The sequence below is a fragment of the Mesorhizobium sp. CA15 genome (assembly GCF_020165215.1).
GTDB lineage: Bacteria > Pseudomonadota > Alphaproteobacteria > Rhizobiales > Rhizobiaceae > Mesorhizobium.
In genome coordinates this window covers 24,936-38,823 of the sequence record NZ_JAIUHQ010000009.1, presented here as the reverse complement: position 1 = coordinate 38,823, position 13,888 = coordinate 24,936, and the positions used below count along the sequence as shown (strand labels likewise).

The following is a 13,888-nucleotide window of genomic DNA, read 5'->3' as shown; positions in this document are numbered from 1 at the left end:
ATATTCAGGTGATGCCGGCCTGCAAATGGCAGCTTCCTGCGCTTCCGGTACTCGCGTACCCGAACGTACGCTCCGTTCCGGTTCTCGGAATCCACCATTTTCGACTCGGCCTGACCTGAATCTCAACCTGCCCTGCCTTGGCGCGAGTCTGGCACAATCGTGTCGCATTGGTCAGCAGCGGAGACGCGTGGTAAAAACCGGCGCAAAAGAGAGTTTCGGCGATGAACAAATTCACTCCCGCAAAGCCCGCCGGCGCGCGCAGCGTCGACGAAATCACCGGCAGCCGGCGGCTGCGGCGCATGCGCAAGGCCGACTGGTCGCGACGGCTGGTGCAGGAGAACCAGCTTTCGGTGAACGACCTGATCTGGCCGATCTTCGTCATCGACGGCAAGAACACGCGCGAGCCGATCGCCGCGATGCCGGACGTCTATCGCCTGTCCATCGACCTCGCGGTGAAGGAAGCCGAGCGCGCGGCCAAGCTGGGCATCCCGGCCATCGCCACCTTCCCCAATGTCGAGCTTGCGCTGCGCGACCAGACCGGATCGCACATCCTCGACCCCGACAATGTCATCAACCGCGCCACGCGCGCCATCAAGGACGCGGTGCCGGAGATCGGCATCATCACCGATGCCGCGCTTGACCCGTTCACCAGCCACGGCCATGACGGCATCCTGCGCGACGGCATCATCGTCAATGACGAGACGGTGGAGCAGGTCGCCGCCGCGGCCGTCATCCAGGCGGCGGCGGGCGCCGACATCATCGCGCCTTCGGACATGATGGACGGCCGCATCGGGGCCATCCGAGACGCGCTCGACGCCAACGGTTTCCAGGACGTGGCGATCATGTCCTATGCGACGAAGTTCGCCTCGGCCTTCTACGGGCCGTACCGCGAGGCGGTCGGCACCGCCGGCCTGCTCAAGGGCGACAAGAAGACCTACTATATCGACCATGCCAATTCCGACGAGGCCGTGCGCGAGGCCGAGCAGGACCTTGCCGAGGGCGCCGACATGCTGATGGTCAAGCCCGGCCTGCCCTATCTCGACATCATCCGCCGGCTGAAGGACGAGCTGCGGATGCCGACCTTCGCCTATCAGGTGTCGGGCGAATATTCGATGATCAAGGCAGCGGCCGCCAATGGCTGGATCGACGGCGAAAAGGCGATGCTGGAATCGCTGCTTGCGCTGAAGCGGGCGGGCTGTGACGGCGTGCTCACCTATTTCGCGCCGGTGGTGGCGCAGATGCTGAGGGGCTAGCCTCGAACGCCCGCTCCGTTTTCGTGCGGGTAAGCCGCATGATTGGCCGTTCCTTCGTTGGAGACGGCACGCGGACGAAACCCATGCGCTGGAAGGTCGAGACATAGCCGGTGCTTGACGCACTGGGCGACAGCTCCGCGTCTATCGGATAGGCCTCCACGGCTGGCGCGCCGCTTTTGAACGCAAGCGCCACCGCACCCTCGATCAATGCGGTGGCGATCCCCCGCCTGCGATAGCCGATGCGAACATAGAGACAAGACAGCGACCATACCGGCACATCGTCGCCAGCCCTCAGCCGCCAGACCCTGCCCAGATGCGGCAAGGCACTGCGCGGCGTTATCTGACACCAGCCGACGGCCTTTTCCCTTTCGAACGCAAGCAAACCTGGCGGCGGTCCTCTTTGCACCACCGTCTTGAACGCCGACCGGTTGCGATCAGCCGGTTGCTTGCGGTAGCCGGCGCCGATGCGCCAGTACATGCACCAGCATCCCGCCGTCGCGCCCTTTTCGCCGAACAGGTCCTCGAGCGCGGGCCACAACTGCGGTGTGAGCACCCGTATGGCAAGCTTCTGATCCTGGGGTCGAGCGGTCATCGCGCAGGCATAACGTTACCCTGACCGGAGAAACGCTGTCACAGATCGCCTCGAGGAACAACCGGGCCGGTAGGATGGCCGATCTGAAAGTCGTCAGCCCGCTGGAATAAACTGCTTGCAATACGCAATCAGTTAAGCTATCCCAAAGACTGATTTCGAATTACAACTGGTTAGGAGGCAGCCATGTCCAAGTTGCGTGTCAACGCTTTCACCTTGTCGCTCGACGGTTACGGCGCCGGTCCCGACCAAAGCCTCGACACACCGCTGGGCGTCGGTGGCGAAAATCTGCACAAATGGATGATCAAGACCCGCTCTTTCCACCAGATGATCGGCAAAGATAGCGGGACCACGGATACCGACAACGATTTTGCGGTCCGCAGCTTCGAGAATATCGGCGCGTGGATCCTCGGCCGCAACATGTTCGCGCCGAGCCGCGGCGAATGGCCGGACGACAAATGGAAAGGCTGGTGGGGCGACAACCCGCCCTATCATGTTCCGACTTTCGTGCTGACGCACTACAAACGCGCACCGATCGAGATGGAAGGCGGCACGACTTTTTACTTCGTTACTGACGGCATTCATTCGGCGCTCGAACAGGCGAAGGCAGCGGCCGGCGGCAAGGATGTGCGGGTCGGCGGCGGCGTTTCGACCGTACGGCAGTATCTCGAGGAGAGGGTGATCGACGAGATGCATCTGGCCATCTCGCCTATCCTGCTCGGTTCAGGGGAGCATCTGTTCGCCGGGCTCGACATGCTGAAGCTGGGGTATCAGTGCACGGAACAGGTTGCCACGGCGGATGCCACGCATGTGATGATCGGGCGGGCGTAGGCCAGGCTTCTCCTTCTCCCCTTGTGGGAGAAGGTGGCCTCGCGAAGCGAGGTCGGATGAGGGGTGCTCCAGCTTGGCGACGAGCTGGAAATCGTCACCGCTCATTTCTTCCAACACCCCTCATCCGTCTCGGCGCTGCGCGCCGATCCACCTTCTCCCACAAGGGGGAGAAGGAAAGACCCTTCAATACTTCTCCGGCACGTAGAGTTCGCGCGGCAGGACCTGGCGCTCATATTCTGGATTGAAGACGCGCTCCGGCAGCGTGATTTCCTCGTGCGGAACCTCCTCATAGGGCATCTGCTGCAACAGATGGTCGATGCAGTTCAGCCGTGCCCGCTTCTTGTCGTTGCCCTCGACGATGAACCAGGGCGCTTCCGGAATGTTGGTGCGGGCGAAGGTCTCTTCCTTGGCCTTGGTGTACTGCTCCCAGCGCACGCGCGACTGCAGGTCCATGGGCGAGAGCTTCCACTGCTTCATCGGATCGTGGATACGCATCAGGAAGCGCATCTGCTGCTCCTCGTCGGTGATCGAGAACCAGTATTTCACCAGGGTGATTCCGGAACGGACCAGCATGCGCTCGAATTCGGGCACGTCGCGGAAGAACTCCTCGACTTGGTCCCCATTGGCAAAGCCCATCACCCGCTCGACGCCGGAGCGGTTGTACCAGGAGCGGTCGAACAGCACGATCTCGCCGCCCGCGGGCAGATGCGGCACGTAGCGCTGGAAATACCATTGCGACTTCTCGCGCTCGGTCGGCGCCGGCAATGCCACGACACGGGCGATGCGCGGATTGAGCCGCTGCGTGATGCGCTTGATGACGCCGCCCTTGCCGGCGGAATCGCGGCCTTCGAAGACCACCACCAGCTTCTTCTTGTGGTAGGCGACCCAGGACTGCAGCTTGATCAGCTCCGACTGCAGCCTGAGCAGCTCGCGAAAATAGGTCATGCGCTCGATGGAGGGCGGATGCGACTTCTTGTAGATCTTGGCGATCTCGAGCGAGAGCGCCGGCTCGGACAGCTCCAGCTCATAGTCCTCGTCGAGCGTATCCTCGAGCTCGGCCTCCAGCCAGTCCTTGGCTCCGGAATTCGGTTTCAGTTCATTCATCGCGCTGCTCCGTCTGCCTGTCAGCCATCACCGCTTCGGAAGCCCCGGCCGGACACTCCGTAAGCCGACTGAGATACAGAGGCGCAATGACGGTTTTATTGCAATCGCCCGGCAGCTGCATCGACATGGAAGATATGTGATCGACCCCGTATCGATAGCGGGGCGACAAGCGGCGGGAATTGTCCTACAAATCCCTCGCCTCTTTCCGGCGCTCGCCACAGCGCTTCTTCAAAACAAATTGCGAGGACCGACATGGAATACCGCACGCTCGGCCGATCCGGCTTGAAAGTCTCGACATTGACGCTTGGCACCATGACCTTCGGGGGCACCGGTCCGTTCGCCGCCGTCGGCAATTCGGATCTTTCGGAAGCCAAACGCATCATCGACACCTGCATCGATGCCGGCATTAACCTCATCGACACCGCAAACGTCTATTCTAACGGATTGTCGGAAGAGATCATCGGCGAGGCGCTTGGCGGCAAGCGCAAGAACGATGTGCTGATCGCCTCGAAGGCGCGCATGCGTATCGGCACCGGCCCCAATGACGAAGGCCTGTCGCGCCATCACCTGATCCGCGAGTGCGAAAGGAGCCTGAAGCGGCTCAGGACCGACGTCATCGATGTCTATTTCGTCCACCAATGGGATGGGCTCACCCCGGTCGAGGAGACGGTCGCGGCGCTCGACACCTTGGTCAATCAGGGCAAGATCCGCTATATCGGCTGCTCCAACTGGTCGGGCTGGCAGGTAATGAAGGCTCTTGCCGTCAGCGACAGCCGCCATCAGGCCCGTTTCATCACTCAGCAGATCCACTACACGCTGGAAGCGCGGGAGGCCGAATACGAATTGCTGCCGATCTCGGTCGACCAGGGCCTCGGCGTGCTCGTCTGGAGCCCGCTTGCCGGCGGACTGCTCTCCGGCAAATACCATCGCGACAGCCCGACCGCGCGCCAGATCGGCGGCTGGACGGAACCGCCGATCCGCGATGAGGATCGCCTGTGGCGCATTGTCGACGTGCTCAACTTCATCGGCAAGGCACGCGGCGTTTCGGGCGCGCAGGTGGCGCTTGCCTGGCTGCTCGGCCGACCGGCCGTCAGCTCGCTGGTGATCGGTGCGCGCAACGAGGCGCAGCTCAAGGACAACCTCGCCGCGGCAAGCCTGTCGCTCACCGAGGACGAACGGCAGCGTCTCGACGTCGTCAGCCGGCCGCCGGTGCTTTATCCCTATTGGCACCAGCAGTTCACGGCCAGGGATCGTTTCGGGCCGGCCGACGAGGTGCTCGACCGCTCTCACGCTTAAAACGCTCAGCCGGCGATAAAGCGCCAGACTTCCGCGTCGGGCTTAATCTGCCCGCTCAGCACGAAATATTTATAAAGGACGAGCAGCGAAATCGCCTGCTCGTCCTGCTCATTGCCGAATCTGCGGCAATAGGCGTTGGCGGCGGCGGTTATCCGCCCAGCCTCGTCGGGATGTTTTTCGAAATAGGCCACCTTGTCGAGCAGGTCGGAGAAATCCGGCTGCAGGGGCACATAGTGGACGTTGGGCTCGACCTGGGCTTCGGCGAACCAGGTTTCGTAGGTCGGTTCCGGCATGAGGCAGAGTGAATTGGAGCTCATGATCCATTTCAGGTTCGTCGCGACATCATTGCCTTCGAGCGAGACGATGTAGCGATACTGTCGCTGCTGCTCGATGTTCAGGAACGGCTTGCGGTATCCGTCCGGCGCATCGGCCCTGTGGGAACCCGCATCGCAAATCGGCAGGCCGGCGGCTTTTTCGACGAAGCGGGTGCGAATCGGATTGTTGAGATGACCGCGCCAGACCACCATCGGACGCTTGGCGGCGAAAGACAGGTTGTCGGGCGGCATGTAGAAGTGACGGAACTTGTTCAGCTTCATCAGCACGCCGTTCGCATTGTCGTCGCCGATGGGCCGGTCCTTGACGATCCTCGGGAACTCCGGAACGCCGACAACGTCGCCGAATTCGAAATCGATCAGCAGGCCGGGATCGAAATAGCGCGCGAATTCCTTGAGGTCGTAATAATACATGCTGGAAGAGGACGGCAGCTTGCCGATGGCTATGGCCTCCGGACTGGGCACGAACGGGTGTTCCAGCTTGTTGTAGTAGTTCAGCCGCTCGCGAACCGTCTTGCCCGAAAGCATGGCCTGTTCAAGCCGGCTGGCGAGGCGGTCGCGAAACAGGGACTGCGGTGCGCGGTCGCGCGCGAAATTGCGCGCGTAATAGAACAGCTTTGCGGCGGTTCGAGACAGTGTGGCCATGCGTCCGAGTTCAGCAAGTCCCCCTCGTCTCCTACAGCATTCTCCCGGCCATGTTGCAAGCCCGCTAATGCAACCGGCATTGTGTCGACGCCTTCCTCAAGCCGCGACCACGGCAAATCCGCGTGCGCGCAAACCGCGCCGGTCGTCATGCAACGAGGTGACCAGCCGATCTCGGCTGCCGGCGATGTGAGCGGAAAGCAGCCGCGCCGCTTCATTGGCATCGGCGCTCCTGACGGCGGCGAGGATGGCATGATGTTCGGCCCAGGCACGGCCGAGCGCCTTCTCATCGCGCACCTCCAGCCAGCGCGCACGCGACAGCCTGGTCATCGCGTCGCGCACGGCCCGGAGCAGAAACTCGTTGCCGGAAAGCCTTGCCAGCTCGATGTGGAAATCCATGCCGACGCGATGCCACTCCTCGCGCGGCGTCTCGGCATCGCAGGAATCGAGCATCGCCGCGATCACGTCGATCCCGCTACGGTCTTCGAGCGCCGCCGTGAGGCGAACCGCCGCGACTTCGACCGCCTCGCGGTAGACGGCGACCTGCCCGAGTTCGGCAAGGTTGATCGGCGCCACCGTCCAGCCGCGGCCGTCGCGGCCGATCAGCCCTTCCGTCTCCAGGCGCAGCAATGCGGCCCGCACCGGCGTGCGCGACGCGCCGAAGCGGCTCTCGATCCAGCGCTCGGTCAGCCGCTCGCCCGGGCCGATCTCCAAACCGAGGATCATCTCGCGAAGCTGTCTTTCGACATTTTGCATCTGCGACATTTGTCGTCCCGTTTTCCAAGCCGCGTTGACGGCGCTCGCATTTTGACGGATACCAGCTTGGTATCCCAAATTGGTATCCGCAACAACCCCAGCATTGGCACGCATGACATGACGCCCAAGGAACCCGAACAGAGCGGCTTCAACATCCATTGGCGACGCAATCTCGCCGTCTGCTTCGCCGGCTCGTTCAGCACGCTTGTCGCCATGACGCTGCTTCTTCCGTTCCTGCCGCTGTACGTCGAGCAGCTCGGCGCCGAGGGCCACGCGGCGATCGTGCAGTGGTCGGGCATCGCCTATGGCGCGACCTTCTTCGCGGCCGCGCTGGTCGCGCCTTTGTGGGGACGGCTGGGCGACCGCTACGGCCGCAAGCTGATGCTGGTACGCGCTTCGTTCGGCATGGCGATCTGCATGTCGTTGACCGGCATGGTTGAGAGCGTCTGGCAGCTGGTGCTGCTTCGATTGCTGATCGGTTTTGCCGGCGGTTATTCATCGGGTTCAACGATCCTGGTGGCGATGCAGACGCCCAAGGAGCGCTCCGGCTGGGCGCTGGGCGTGCTGGCGGCGGGCATCACGGCGGGCTCGCTGGTCGGACCGCTGCTGGGCGGCCTGCTGCCGCCGCTGATCGGCATCCGCGCGACCTTCCTGCTGTCCGGCGCCGTCATTTTCCTGGCCTTCCTGGCGACGACTTTCCTGATCAAGGAGAACCCGCCGGCGCCCAAGCCCGCCTCGACGACGAAGCCGAAAAGCGGCTGGTCGCAGATCCCCGACAAGCGGCCGATCGTCGCCATGCTGGCCACCGGCATGCTGCTCGCCTTCGCCACCATGTCGATCGAGCCGATCATCACCGTCTATGTGCAGCAGCTCGTCGAGGACCAGAGCAAGGTGACCATGGTCGCAGGCGTCGTCATGTCCGCGGCGGCGCTGGGTACCATCCTGTCCTCGTCCTGGTTGGGAAAACTCGCCGACCGCGTCGGCCACTGGAACGTCGTGGTCGGTGCGCTGGCGGTCTCGGCATTGCTGCTCATTCCGCAAGCCTACGTCACCAATGGCTGGCAATTGATCGGCCTGCGCTTCCTGATGGGCCTGGCGCTGGGCGGACTGTTGCCCTGCATCACCAGCGTCATCCGCCACAATATCCCTGATGGGGTCGGCGGCAATGTGCTTGGCCTGGCGATCTCGGCGCAATATGTCGGCCAGGTCGCGGGACCGCTGTCCGGCGGCTTCGTCGGCGGACATTTCGGTATGCGCTCGGTGTTTCTGGGCACAGCGGTGCTGATGGCGCTGGGTGCTGCCTACAACTGGTCTGTCCAGTCGCGCCGGGCGCGGCATATGCTGCTCGAAGCTGGCGAATCCTAAACCGGCGCCTCCACCTCAACCGCAGCATGGAGATCCAGGATGAGCATTGCCGGGCAGGCATCAGATGGCGGGAGCCGCATCCTCGTGCTGGCAGCCGGCCTCGTCGGCGCGGCCGGCGTAGTGCTGTCGGCGACGGCGGCGCATCGCGGCGGCGCCTTCACCGGCACGGCGGCCAATTTCCTGCTGGTGCATGCGCCGGCGTTCCTTGCCATCGGCCTTGCCGGCGGCAATCGCTGCCTCAGAATCGCCAGCCTCGTCCTGCTCGCGGGCCTGCTTCTGTTCTGCGGCGATCTGCTCGCCCGCGACTTTCTCGGCTCGCGGCTGTTCCCGATGTCGGCGCCGATCGGCGGTACACTTTTGATCGCCGGCTGGGTAGCGATCGCCGTCTCGGCGCTGTGGCGTCCTCGGCCCTAGGTATTTCCGACCACTGTTTTTAACCGGCGCGCCGCTTGTGCTTGCGCGCAGGCAGGTGGTTGGCGCGGCGCCGCTCGGGCTGCTCGGTTCCGCGCGTGATGCCCCAATAGTTGCGGTAGATATCCTGAAACAGATGACCAATCGGATGCATGACTGCTTCTCCTCAAATTGAATCGATCCAATGCGTGGACACGAAAAATGGCCACGGTTCAGCCGCGCTTGCGCTCCACGAGGAAGCGCAGTTCGCGGCGCCAGGGACCCACTCTGCCGCGCCGCTTCTGGCTAATGGCCGCCGAGGCGATGCCCCAGTCGTTGCCGTAGATGTCCTCGAACAAGTAACTCACCGGATGCATGGCACCCTCCTGTTGAAACCGCTCCGTCAAAAAGCGAGCGGACTTGGATCGATTCAAATTATAGGCCTCAATCACGCGAAGTCAAGCAGGATTTGAATCGATCCAACAAAAATGTTAGATGACCAGCAGCAATTCAGCGGTCATGTTCTTCCCGTGACCGGATTCGGAGGAACGACATGGCATCACTCCTCGAAGGCCAGGCAAGACCGATCAGGCTGGCCGACATCGCCAAGGCCGCCGGCGTCTCGCATGGCACGGCCTCGAATGTTTTCAGCCGTCCCGAGATCGTGCGCGCCGAAGTGCGCGAGCGGGTCAAGGCCGTGGCGGAGCAGATGGGTTATGCCGGTCCAGACCCGAAAGGCCGCCTGCTACGCGCCGGCAAGGTCAACGCCATCGGCGTCGCCACGACCGAGCCGCTCTCCTACTTCTTCGACGATCCGTTCGCCCGCGTGATGATGGCCGGCATTTCCGAAGCCTGCGACGCCACCGGCGCGGGCATCGCGCTGGTCTCGGCCGCCAACCAGGAAAAGCTCGCCTGGAACATTCAGAGTGCGCTCGTCGACGGCTTTGTGCTGTTCTGCATCGAAGGCGGCTCGCGTCTTGTCGACCTGACGCGCGAGCGCAGGTTGCCCTTCGTCGCGCTTGAGCTCGGCTTCCAGGACGAGACCGTGTCGGCCATCGGCGTCGACAATGTCGCCGGCGCGAGGCTCGCCGCGCGTCATCTCGCCGAGCTTGGCCATCGCCGTTTCGCCGTCCTGTCGCTGGGCTTTGCCGACAATCGCACCGGCTTCGTAACGCCGGAGGTGGTGCGCAGCGCGGTCTACACCGGAACGCGCGATCGCCTTGCGGGCTATTTCGAGGAGCTGTCCCGCTTCGGCATCGATACGGCGAAGATCCCGGTCTATGAGACCGAGAACGAGGAAAAAAGCACCAGGGCCGGCCTCGAGGCTATCTTCGCCAGCGGCGAACCGCCGACCGCCATCCTGGCGATGTCGGACCGCATGGCCCTGATCGCCATCGACTGGTTGAGAGCACGCGGCCTCAACGTTCCCGGCGATGTCTCCATTGTCGGTTTCGACGGTGTGCCGGACGGCGCGCTGTCCACGCCGCCACTGACCACCATCGCCCAGCCGATCACCGAGATCGGCCGCCGCGCCGCGCGCATGATTCTCGACCATGATGGCGCGGTGCGGCGCGAGACGATGGGGGTCGAATTCGTCGTCAGAGGTTCGACCGGGCCGGCACCGAAAGCCTGAGCGGGCACAGGCAATTCGGATAGATCGCACGCATTTCCTTGCCCTGCGGCTAGTAGCCGCCCGCCCGCGCCGGCAGCGGCTGCACGGCGAATGTCGCACGCGCAGGCTCCTCGCGCACCGGCTTGGCGCGGGATGGGCCGAGGCTCGCAAGCCATTCGAGGTAGAGCGCAAGCGCGAGCTGCATGGCGATGCCTGCCGCGATCAGCAGCGTGTCGTAGGCCGGGCCGCCCGGGTTGATCAGCTTCAGCACCTGCGCCGCCATGGCGAGCAGCGTGCCGGCGATGAACACCGGCAGCGAGCGCTTGCCCAGGATCGCGAGCGGATTGTCGGGCCGGACGCGGAAGAGGTTGGAGACCGCCGGCAGCGCGACGATCAGATAGCTGACCGCAAGAATGTGCAAGAGCCGCGTCAGCGACAGGAAGGTCTTGTCGAAGCCGCCGATCACCACCGGCAGGTTGAACCACGTGATCTGACCCCAGAGCGGAGTGTGCACCCAGATCGCCGCGCCGACCACATAGATGCCGGCGGCACCCAGCAGCCACGGATTGACCGGGATGCGCCCGCCGCGCTTCACATGCAGCATGGCGGCAAGGCCGATGTTGAACAGGAACTGCCAGGACAGCGGGTTGAGGAACCAGAGGCCGGGCTCCGGATAGTTCGGCGGCGCGATCTGCCAGATGCCGGCGACGAGCCACAGCAGGCCGGACACGATCAGCGCCGGCACGGGCCGATAGCTGACGAACAGCACGAAAGCAGGCGCCGCCAGAAGCAGCGCCGCATAGACCGGCAAGATGTTGTTGTAGCCGAGCTGGTGGCCGAGCGTGACGATGCCGAGCAGCGCCTGCGGCGTGTTGCGCATCAAGGGTTCTATGTTGATCATCGCCAGCATTTCCGGCCGGTGCGCGAACAGCGCGGCGGCGCTAAACAGCGCGATCACCACCATGGTGATTACGATGTGGGAGATGTAGAGCACCCCGGCGCGCCGCCACATCTTCAAGGTCGCGAGCAATCGGCCGCCCGGCTTGAACTTTGTGCCGTAAGCCAGCGCCACCGAGATGCCGGAAATCAGCACGAAGGCTTCCGCCGCGTCGGAAAAGCCGAAATTCTTATAGGTCCAGTTCTCGAAGACGGTGCCAGGCACATGGTCGACGAAAATGGTGAGCAGCGCGAGCGCGCGCAGCACGTCGATACGCGTGTCACGATCGTTGATACGTGTGTCACGATCATTGATGCGCGTATCGCGCTCTCCGACACGCTTATCGCGGTCGTTGGGAACAGGGGTGGTCATCGACAAAAGGCCTCAAAGCTGGTTGTTCATAGCCAGCAAATGCGACCCCCGGGGCGCACCGCTTCGATTCCTCCACGGGGGAGTGTATCGGCGGAAAAACGGCCCGAATTGCGCCTGGTTCAATCAACTTTCGCGGAGCGCGAAAATATTCCGTTTTGAAGCCGGCAAATCAACGAATCTCTCATGGAATCAAATGGATATGAGCGCTTCCGAATATAGCGATAAAAACAGTATCCTGCGCCGGGACCTCGCCTTTCCTTACCGTCTGCTGAGGCCGGCGAACGCAAGCGGCGAGTGCCTGTTCGTGCTGCACGGGTCAGGTGTCGACGAGACGACGATGCTGCCGCTGGCAAGGCAGATCGCGCCGCGTTCGGTGATCGTCGCGGCGCGCGGCCGCATTCCACAGGAGGACGGATTTCGCTGGTTCGAGCGAATCACGCCGACCAGTTTCGAGCAGGTCTCCATCCATGCCGAGACGGCCGCCTATGCCCAGTTCGTGACGGAGGTCGCGGAGGTGCAGCGGCTCGACCTGCAACGCGCGACCTTCCTTGGCTATTCGAACGGCGCCAATGTCGTCTCCAGCCTGATGCTGCTCCATCCCGGCATTGTCATTCAGGCAGCGCTGTTGAGGGCGATGCCGGTGCTCGACATCTCGCCGATGGCCAACCTCGGCGGCAGCCGCGTGTTGATCATTGCCGGGGCGGCCGACCAGACCTATGGCCCTTTCGCCTCTGCCCTGGTGACACTGTTCAGCGAACGCCAAGCCGAGGTCGACGCGCGCATCGTCGCCTCGGGCCACGAGTTTGGCGATGCGGACGCCGCGATCCTGCGGCAGTGGCTGGCAGCGCCTGTCGCGGTCGCCTGACTGGGCCAGGCGGGGCCCGGTGCGGCCATCAACGATCGAGACCATCCCGGCATGTTATAGGAACATCGTCCAGACACGCGTTGAGGGGCTGCTCGACCGGCCTCGCCCGATCCCCTCACCCATGTCCCATCCGGTTCCAGGCGTCCAGGCCGGCGATCTTGTAGGCCTCGGCCAGCGTCGGGTAGTTGAAGGTGTTGTTGACGAAGAAGTCGACCGTGCCACCGAGATTGATCACGGCTTGGCCGATATGGATGAGCTCGGTGGCGCCCTCGCCGACGATGTGGGCGCCGAGCAGGCGGCGCGTCTCGACCGAGAACAACAGCTTCAGGAAACCGCTGCTCACCCCCATGATGTGGCCGCGCGAGGTCTCGCGGAAGCGCGCCAGGCCGACCTCGTAGGCTGCGCCGCTGTCGCGCACCTGCTCTTCCGACAGGCCGACCGTCGAAATCTCCGGCACGGCGTAGATGCCATAAGGAAAGCTCTCCGGCGGCGGCGGCAGGTGAACCCCGAAGGCGTGGCAAGCCGCCACCCGCCCCTGCTCCATCGACGTCGAAGCCAGGCTCGGGAAGCCGATAACGTCGCCGGACGCGTAGATGTTCGGCACGCTGGTCTGGAAAGTCTGCGGATCGACCTTGATGCGGCCGCGGGCGTCGGCCTCGATGCCGACCGTGTCGAGGCCGAGGCTGGCGACATTGCCGGTGCGGCCGGCGGCGTAGAGCACCATCTCGGAGCGGATGGTGCGGCCGTCGGCCAGCGTCACTTCGGCGTGGTCGGGTTTCGAGGCGATCTCCTTCACCGTGCTGCCGAGGCGGATGGTCATGCCGCGGTCGCGCATCTGGTGGATGAAGTCGTCGACGATCTCGCGATCGATGAAATCGAGGATGGTGTTGCGCGGCTCGACCAGTGTCACCGGCACGTCGAGGGCGGAAAAGATGGTGGCGTATTCGACGCCGATGACGCCGGCGCCGATCACCGTCAGCGTGCGCGGCAGATGATGGAGCTCCAGCATCTCGTCGCTGTCGAAGACGCGCTTCTTATCGAAGGGCACGTCGGCCGGGCGGTGCGGCCTGGTGCCGACGGCGATCAGCGCGTTGGCGAATCCGACTTCGCTATAGTCGCCATTGTCGGCGGTCAGGCTGACCTTGTTGGGCGTAAGGAACTTCACCGCGGCGCGCACGCTCTTCACCGTGTTGCGCATGAACTGGTGCTGTAGCACCTCGACCTCATGGTCGAGCGTCTTGTGCAGCCGGTCGACCAGATCCGAGATCGAAATGTCCTGCTTGACCCGGTAGCCGCGTCCGTAGAAGCCACGTTCGCGCCAGCCCGAGAGGTTGAGCACCGTCTCGCGCAGCGTCTTCGACGGGATGGTTCCGGTATGCACCGAGACGCCGCCAAGGCGCCGGCCCCTGTCGACCACCAGCACCGACTTGCCAAGCTTGGCCGATTGCACCGCGGCGCGGCGCCCCGAAGGGCCGCTGCCGATGACCAGCATGTCGTAGTCCATGTCCCGTCCCCTTTGTGCGCCGCAGCAAGCTAGACCGGGA

15 protein-coding genes are annotated in these 13,888 nt (G+C 63.7%); 7 read left to right on the top strand and 8 right to left on the bottom strand.

Going from position 1 to position 13,888, the window contains the following annotated elements; translation table 11 throughout:
• Window positions 1-221: 221 nt before the first annotated feature.
• On the top strand, window positions 222-1,253 hold the full coding sequence (hemB, locus tag LB515_RS16400; protein ID WP_224708333.1) for a porphobilinogen synthase: 1,032 nt from the start codon (window positions 222-224) through the stop codon (window positions 1,251-1,253).
• Here the strand turns inward: hemB and LB515_RS16395 are convergent.
• Window positions 1,210-1,845 carry a GNAT family N-acetyltransferase gene (locus LB515_RS16395; protein WP_224708332.1) on the bottom strand — a complete coding sequence of 212 codons (636 nt, stop codon included), beginning with the start codon at window positions 1,843-1,845 and terminating at the stop codon, window positions 1,210-1,212. The two genes, hemB and LB515_RS16395, sit on opposite strands and share 44 nt — an antisense overlap.
• Before the next feature lie 183 nt (window positions 1,846-2,028).
• Between LB515_RS16395 and LB515_RS16390 the strand changes: the two genes are divergently transcribed.
• The gene (locus LB515_RS16390) at window positions 2,029-2,673 is read left to right on the top strand and encodes a dihydrofolate reductase family protein (protein ID WP_224708331.1); all 645 of its coding nucleotides are present in this window, start codon (window positions 2,029-2,031) and stop codon (window positions 2,671-2,673) included.
• A 183-nt stretch (window positions 2,674-2,856) separates the two neighbouring features.
• Here LB515_RS16390 and ppk2 read toward each other — a convergent pair whose 3' ends face one another.
• Window positions 2,857-3,777, bottom strand: a complete 921-nt coding sequence (gene ppk2 / locus LB515_RS16385; protein ID WP_095767696.1) for a polyphosphate kinase 2 — start codon at window positions 3,775-3,777, stop codon at window positions 2,857-2,859.
• Between the two features lie 252 nt (window positions 3,778-4,029).
• On the opposite strand from ppk2, the gene LB515_RS16380 reads away from it, so the two are divergent.
• Window positions 4,030-5,073 (top strand): aldo/keto reductase, encoded by a 1,044-nt coding sequence (locus LB515_RS16380; RefSeq protein WP_224708330.1) that lies wholly within the window; start codon window positions 4,030-4,032, stop codon window positions 5,071-5,073.
• 5 nt (window positions 5,074-5,078) lie between these two features.
• Here the strand turns inward: LB515_RS16380 and LB515_RS16375 are convergent, their stop codons facing one another.
• Both LB515_RS16375 and LB515_RS16370 read right to left on the bottom strand, forming a co-directional pair.
• Window positions 5,079-6,050, bottom strand: coding sequence for a glycosyl transferase family 90 (locus LB515_RS16375; protein ID WP_224708329.1), 972 nt, complete (start codon window positions 6,048-6,050; stop codon window positions 5,079-5,081).
• 96 nt (window positions 6,051-6,146) lie between these two features.
• A complete protein-coding gene (locus LB515_RS16370) occupies window positions 6,147-6,812 on the bottom strand; it encodes a GntR family transcriptional regulator (protein WP_224708328.1) in 666 nt (221 codons plus the stop codon).
• 108 nt (window positions 6,813-6,920) lie between these two features.
• On the opposite strand from LB515_RS16370, the gene LB515_RS16365 reads away from it, so the two are divergent.
• Together LB515_RS16365 and LB515_RS16360 are read left to right on the top strand one after the other, a co-directional pair.
• Window positions 6,921-8,168, top strand: a complete 1,248-nt coding sequence (locus tag LB515_RS16365; RefSeq protein WP_140842903.1) for an MFS transporter — start codon at window positions 6,921-6,923, stop codon at window positions 8,166-8,168.
• A gap of 39 nt (window positions 8,169-8,207) precedes the next feature.
• Window positions 8,208-8,582: a DUF423 domain-containing protein gene (locus tag LB515_RS16360; protein WP_224708327.1), complete on the top strand. Its 375-nt coding sequence runs from the start codon at window positions 8,208-8,210 to the stop codon at window positions 8,580-8,582.
• A 19-nt stretch (window positions 8,583-8,601) separates the two neighbouring features.
• On the opposite strand, the gene LB515_RS28160 is transcribed toward LB515_RS16360, so the two are convergent.
• Entirely contained in the window at window positions 8,602-8,733 is a 132-nt protein-coding gene (locus LB515_RS28160) for a hypothetical protein (RefSeq protein ID WP_263490309.1), read from the bottom strand.
• Window positions 8,734-8,791: 58 nt separating this feature from the next.
• A complete protein-coding gene (locus tag LB515_RS16355) occupies window positions 8,792-8,935 on the bottom strand; it encodes a hypothetical protein (RefSeq protein ID WP_224546778.1) in 144 nt (47 codons plus the stop codon).
• 176 nt (window positions 8,936-9,111) lie between these two features.
• Between LB515_RS16355 and LB515_RS16350 the strand changes: the two genes are divergently transcribed.
• Complete coding sequence (locus LB515_RS16350) at window positions 9,112-10,191, top strand: LacI family DNA-binding transcriptional regulator (protein ID WP_224708326.1); 1,080 nt, start codon at window positions 9,112-9,114, stop codon at window positions 10,189-10,191.
• A 49-nt stretch (window positions 10,192-10,240) separates the two neighbouring features.
• Here the strand turns inward: LB515_RS16350 and LB515_RS16345 are convergent, their stop codons facing one another.
• Complete coding sequence (locus LB515_RS16345; RefSeq protein WP_224708325.1) at window positions 10,241-11,479, bottom strand: OpgC family protein; 1,239 nt, start codon at window positions 11,477-11,479, stop codon at window positions 10,241-10,243.
• On the opposite strand from LB515_RS16345, the gene LB515_RS16340 reads away from it, so the two are divergent.
• Window positions 11,472-12,344, top strand: coding sequence for an alpha/beta hydrolase (locus LB515_RS16340; RefSeq protein WP_318012630.1), 873 nt, complete (start codon window positions 11,472-11,474; stop codon window positions 12,342-12,344). The two genes, LB515_RS16345 and LB515_RS16340, sit on opposite strands and share 8 nt — an antisense overlap.
• Window positions 12,345-12,459: 115 nt before the next feature.
• Here the strand turns inward: LB515_RS16340 and sthA are convergent, their stop codons facing one another.
• On the bottom strand, window positions 12,460-13,848 hold the full coding sequence (gene sthA, locus LB515_RS16335; RefSeq protein WP_224708324.1) for a Si-specific NAD(P)(+) transhydrogenase: 1,389 nt from the start codon (window positions 13,846-13,848) through the stop codon (window positions 12,460-12,462).
• Window positions 13,849-13,888: the final 40 nt, after the last annotated feature.

Coding starts and splice junctions, on each gene's coding strand:
- LB515_RS16395 (WP_224708332.1), bottom strand. CDS start 1,845: ATGACCGCTCGACCCCAGGATCAGAAGCTTGCCATACGGGTGCTCACA.
- LB515_RS16345 (WP_224708325.1), bottom strand. CDS start 11,479: ATGACCACCCCTGTTCCCAACGACCGCGATAAGCGTGTCGGAGAGCGC.
- LB515_RS16375 (WP_224708329.1), bottom strand. CDS start 6,050: ATGGCCACACTGTCTCGAACCGCCGCAAAGCTGTTCTATTACGCGCGC.
- LB515_RS16380 (WP_224708330.1), top strand. CDS start 4,030: ATGGAATACCGCACGCTCGGCCGATCCGGCTTGAAAGTCTCGACATTG.
- ppk2 (WP_095767696.1), bottom strand. CDS start 3,777: ATGAATGAACTGAAACCGAATTCCGGAGCCAAGGACTGGCTGGAGGCC.
- LB515_RS16370 (WP_224708328.1), bottom strand. CDS start 6,812: ATGTCGCAGATGCAAAATGTCGAAAGACAGCTTCGCGAGATGATCCTC.
- hemB (WP_224708333.1), top strand. CDS start 222: ATGAACAAATTCACTCCCGCAAAGCCCGCCGGCGCGCGCAGCGTCGAC.
- LB515_RS16390 (WP_224708331.1), top strand. CDS start 2,029: ATGTCCAAGTTGCGTGTCAACGCTTTCACCTTGTCGCTCGACGGTTAC.
- LB515_RS16360 (WP_224708327.1), top strand. CDS start 8,208: ATGAGCATTGCCGGGCAGGCATCAGATGGCGGGAGCCGCATCCTCGTG.
- LB515_RS16365 (WP_140842903.1), top strand. CDS start 6,921: ATGACGCCCAAGGAACCCGAACAGAGCGGCTTCAACATCCATTGGCGA.
- LB515_RS28160 (WP_263490309.1), bottom strand. CDS start 8,733: ATGCATCCGATTGGTCATCTGTTTCAGGATATCTACCGCAACTATTGG.
- LB515_RS16355 (WP_224546778.1), bottom strand. CDS start 8,935: ATGCATCCGGTGAGTTACTTGTTCGAGGACATCTACGGCAACGACTGG.
- sthA (WP_224708324.1), bottom strand. CDS start 13,848: ATGGACTACGACATGCTGGTCATCGGCAGCGGCCCTTCGGGGCGCCGC.
- LB515_RS16350 (WP_224708326.1), top strand. CDS start 9,112: ATGGCATCACTCCTCGAAGGCCAGGCAAGACCGATCAGGCTGGCCGAC.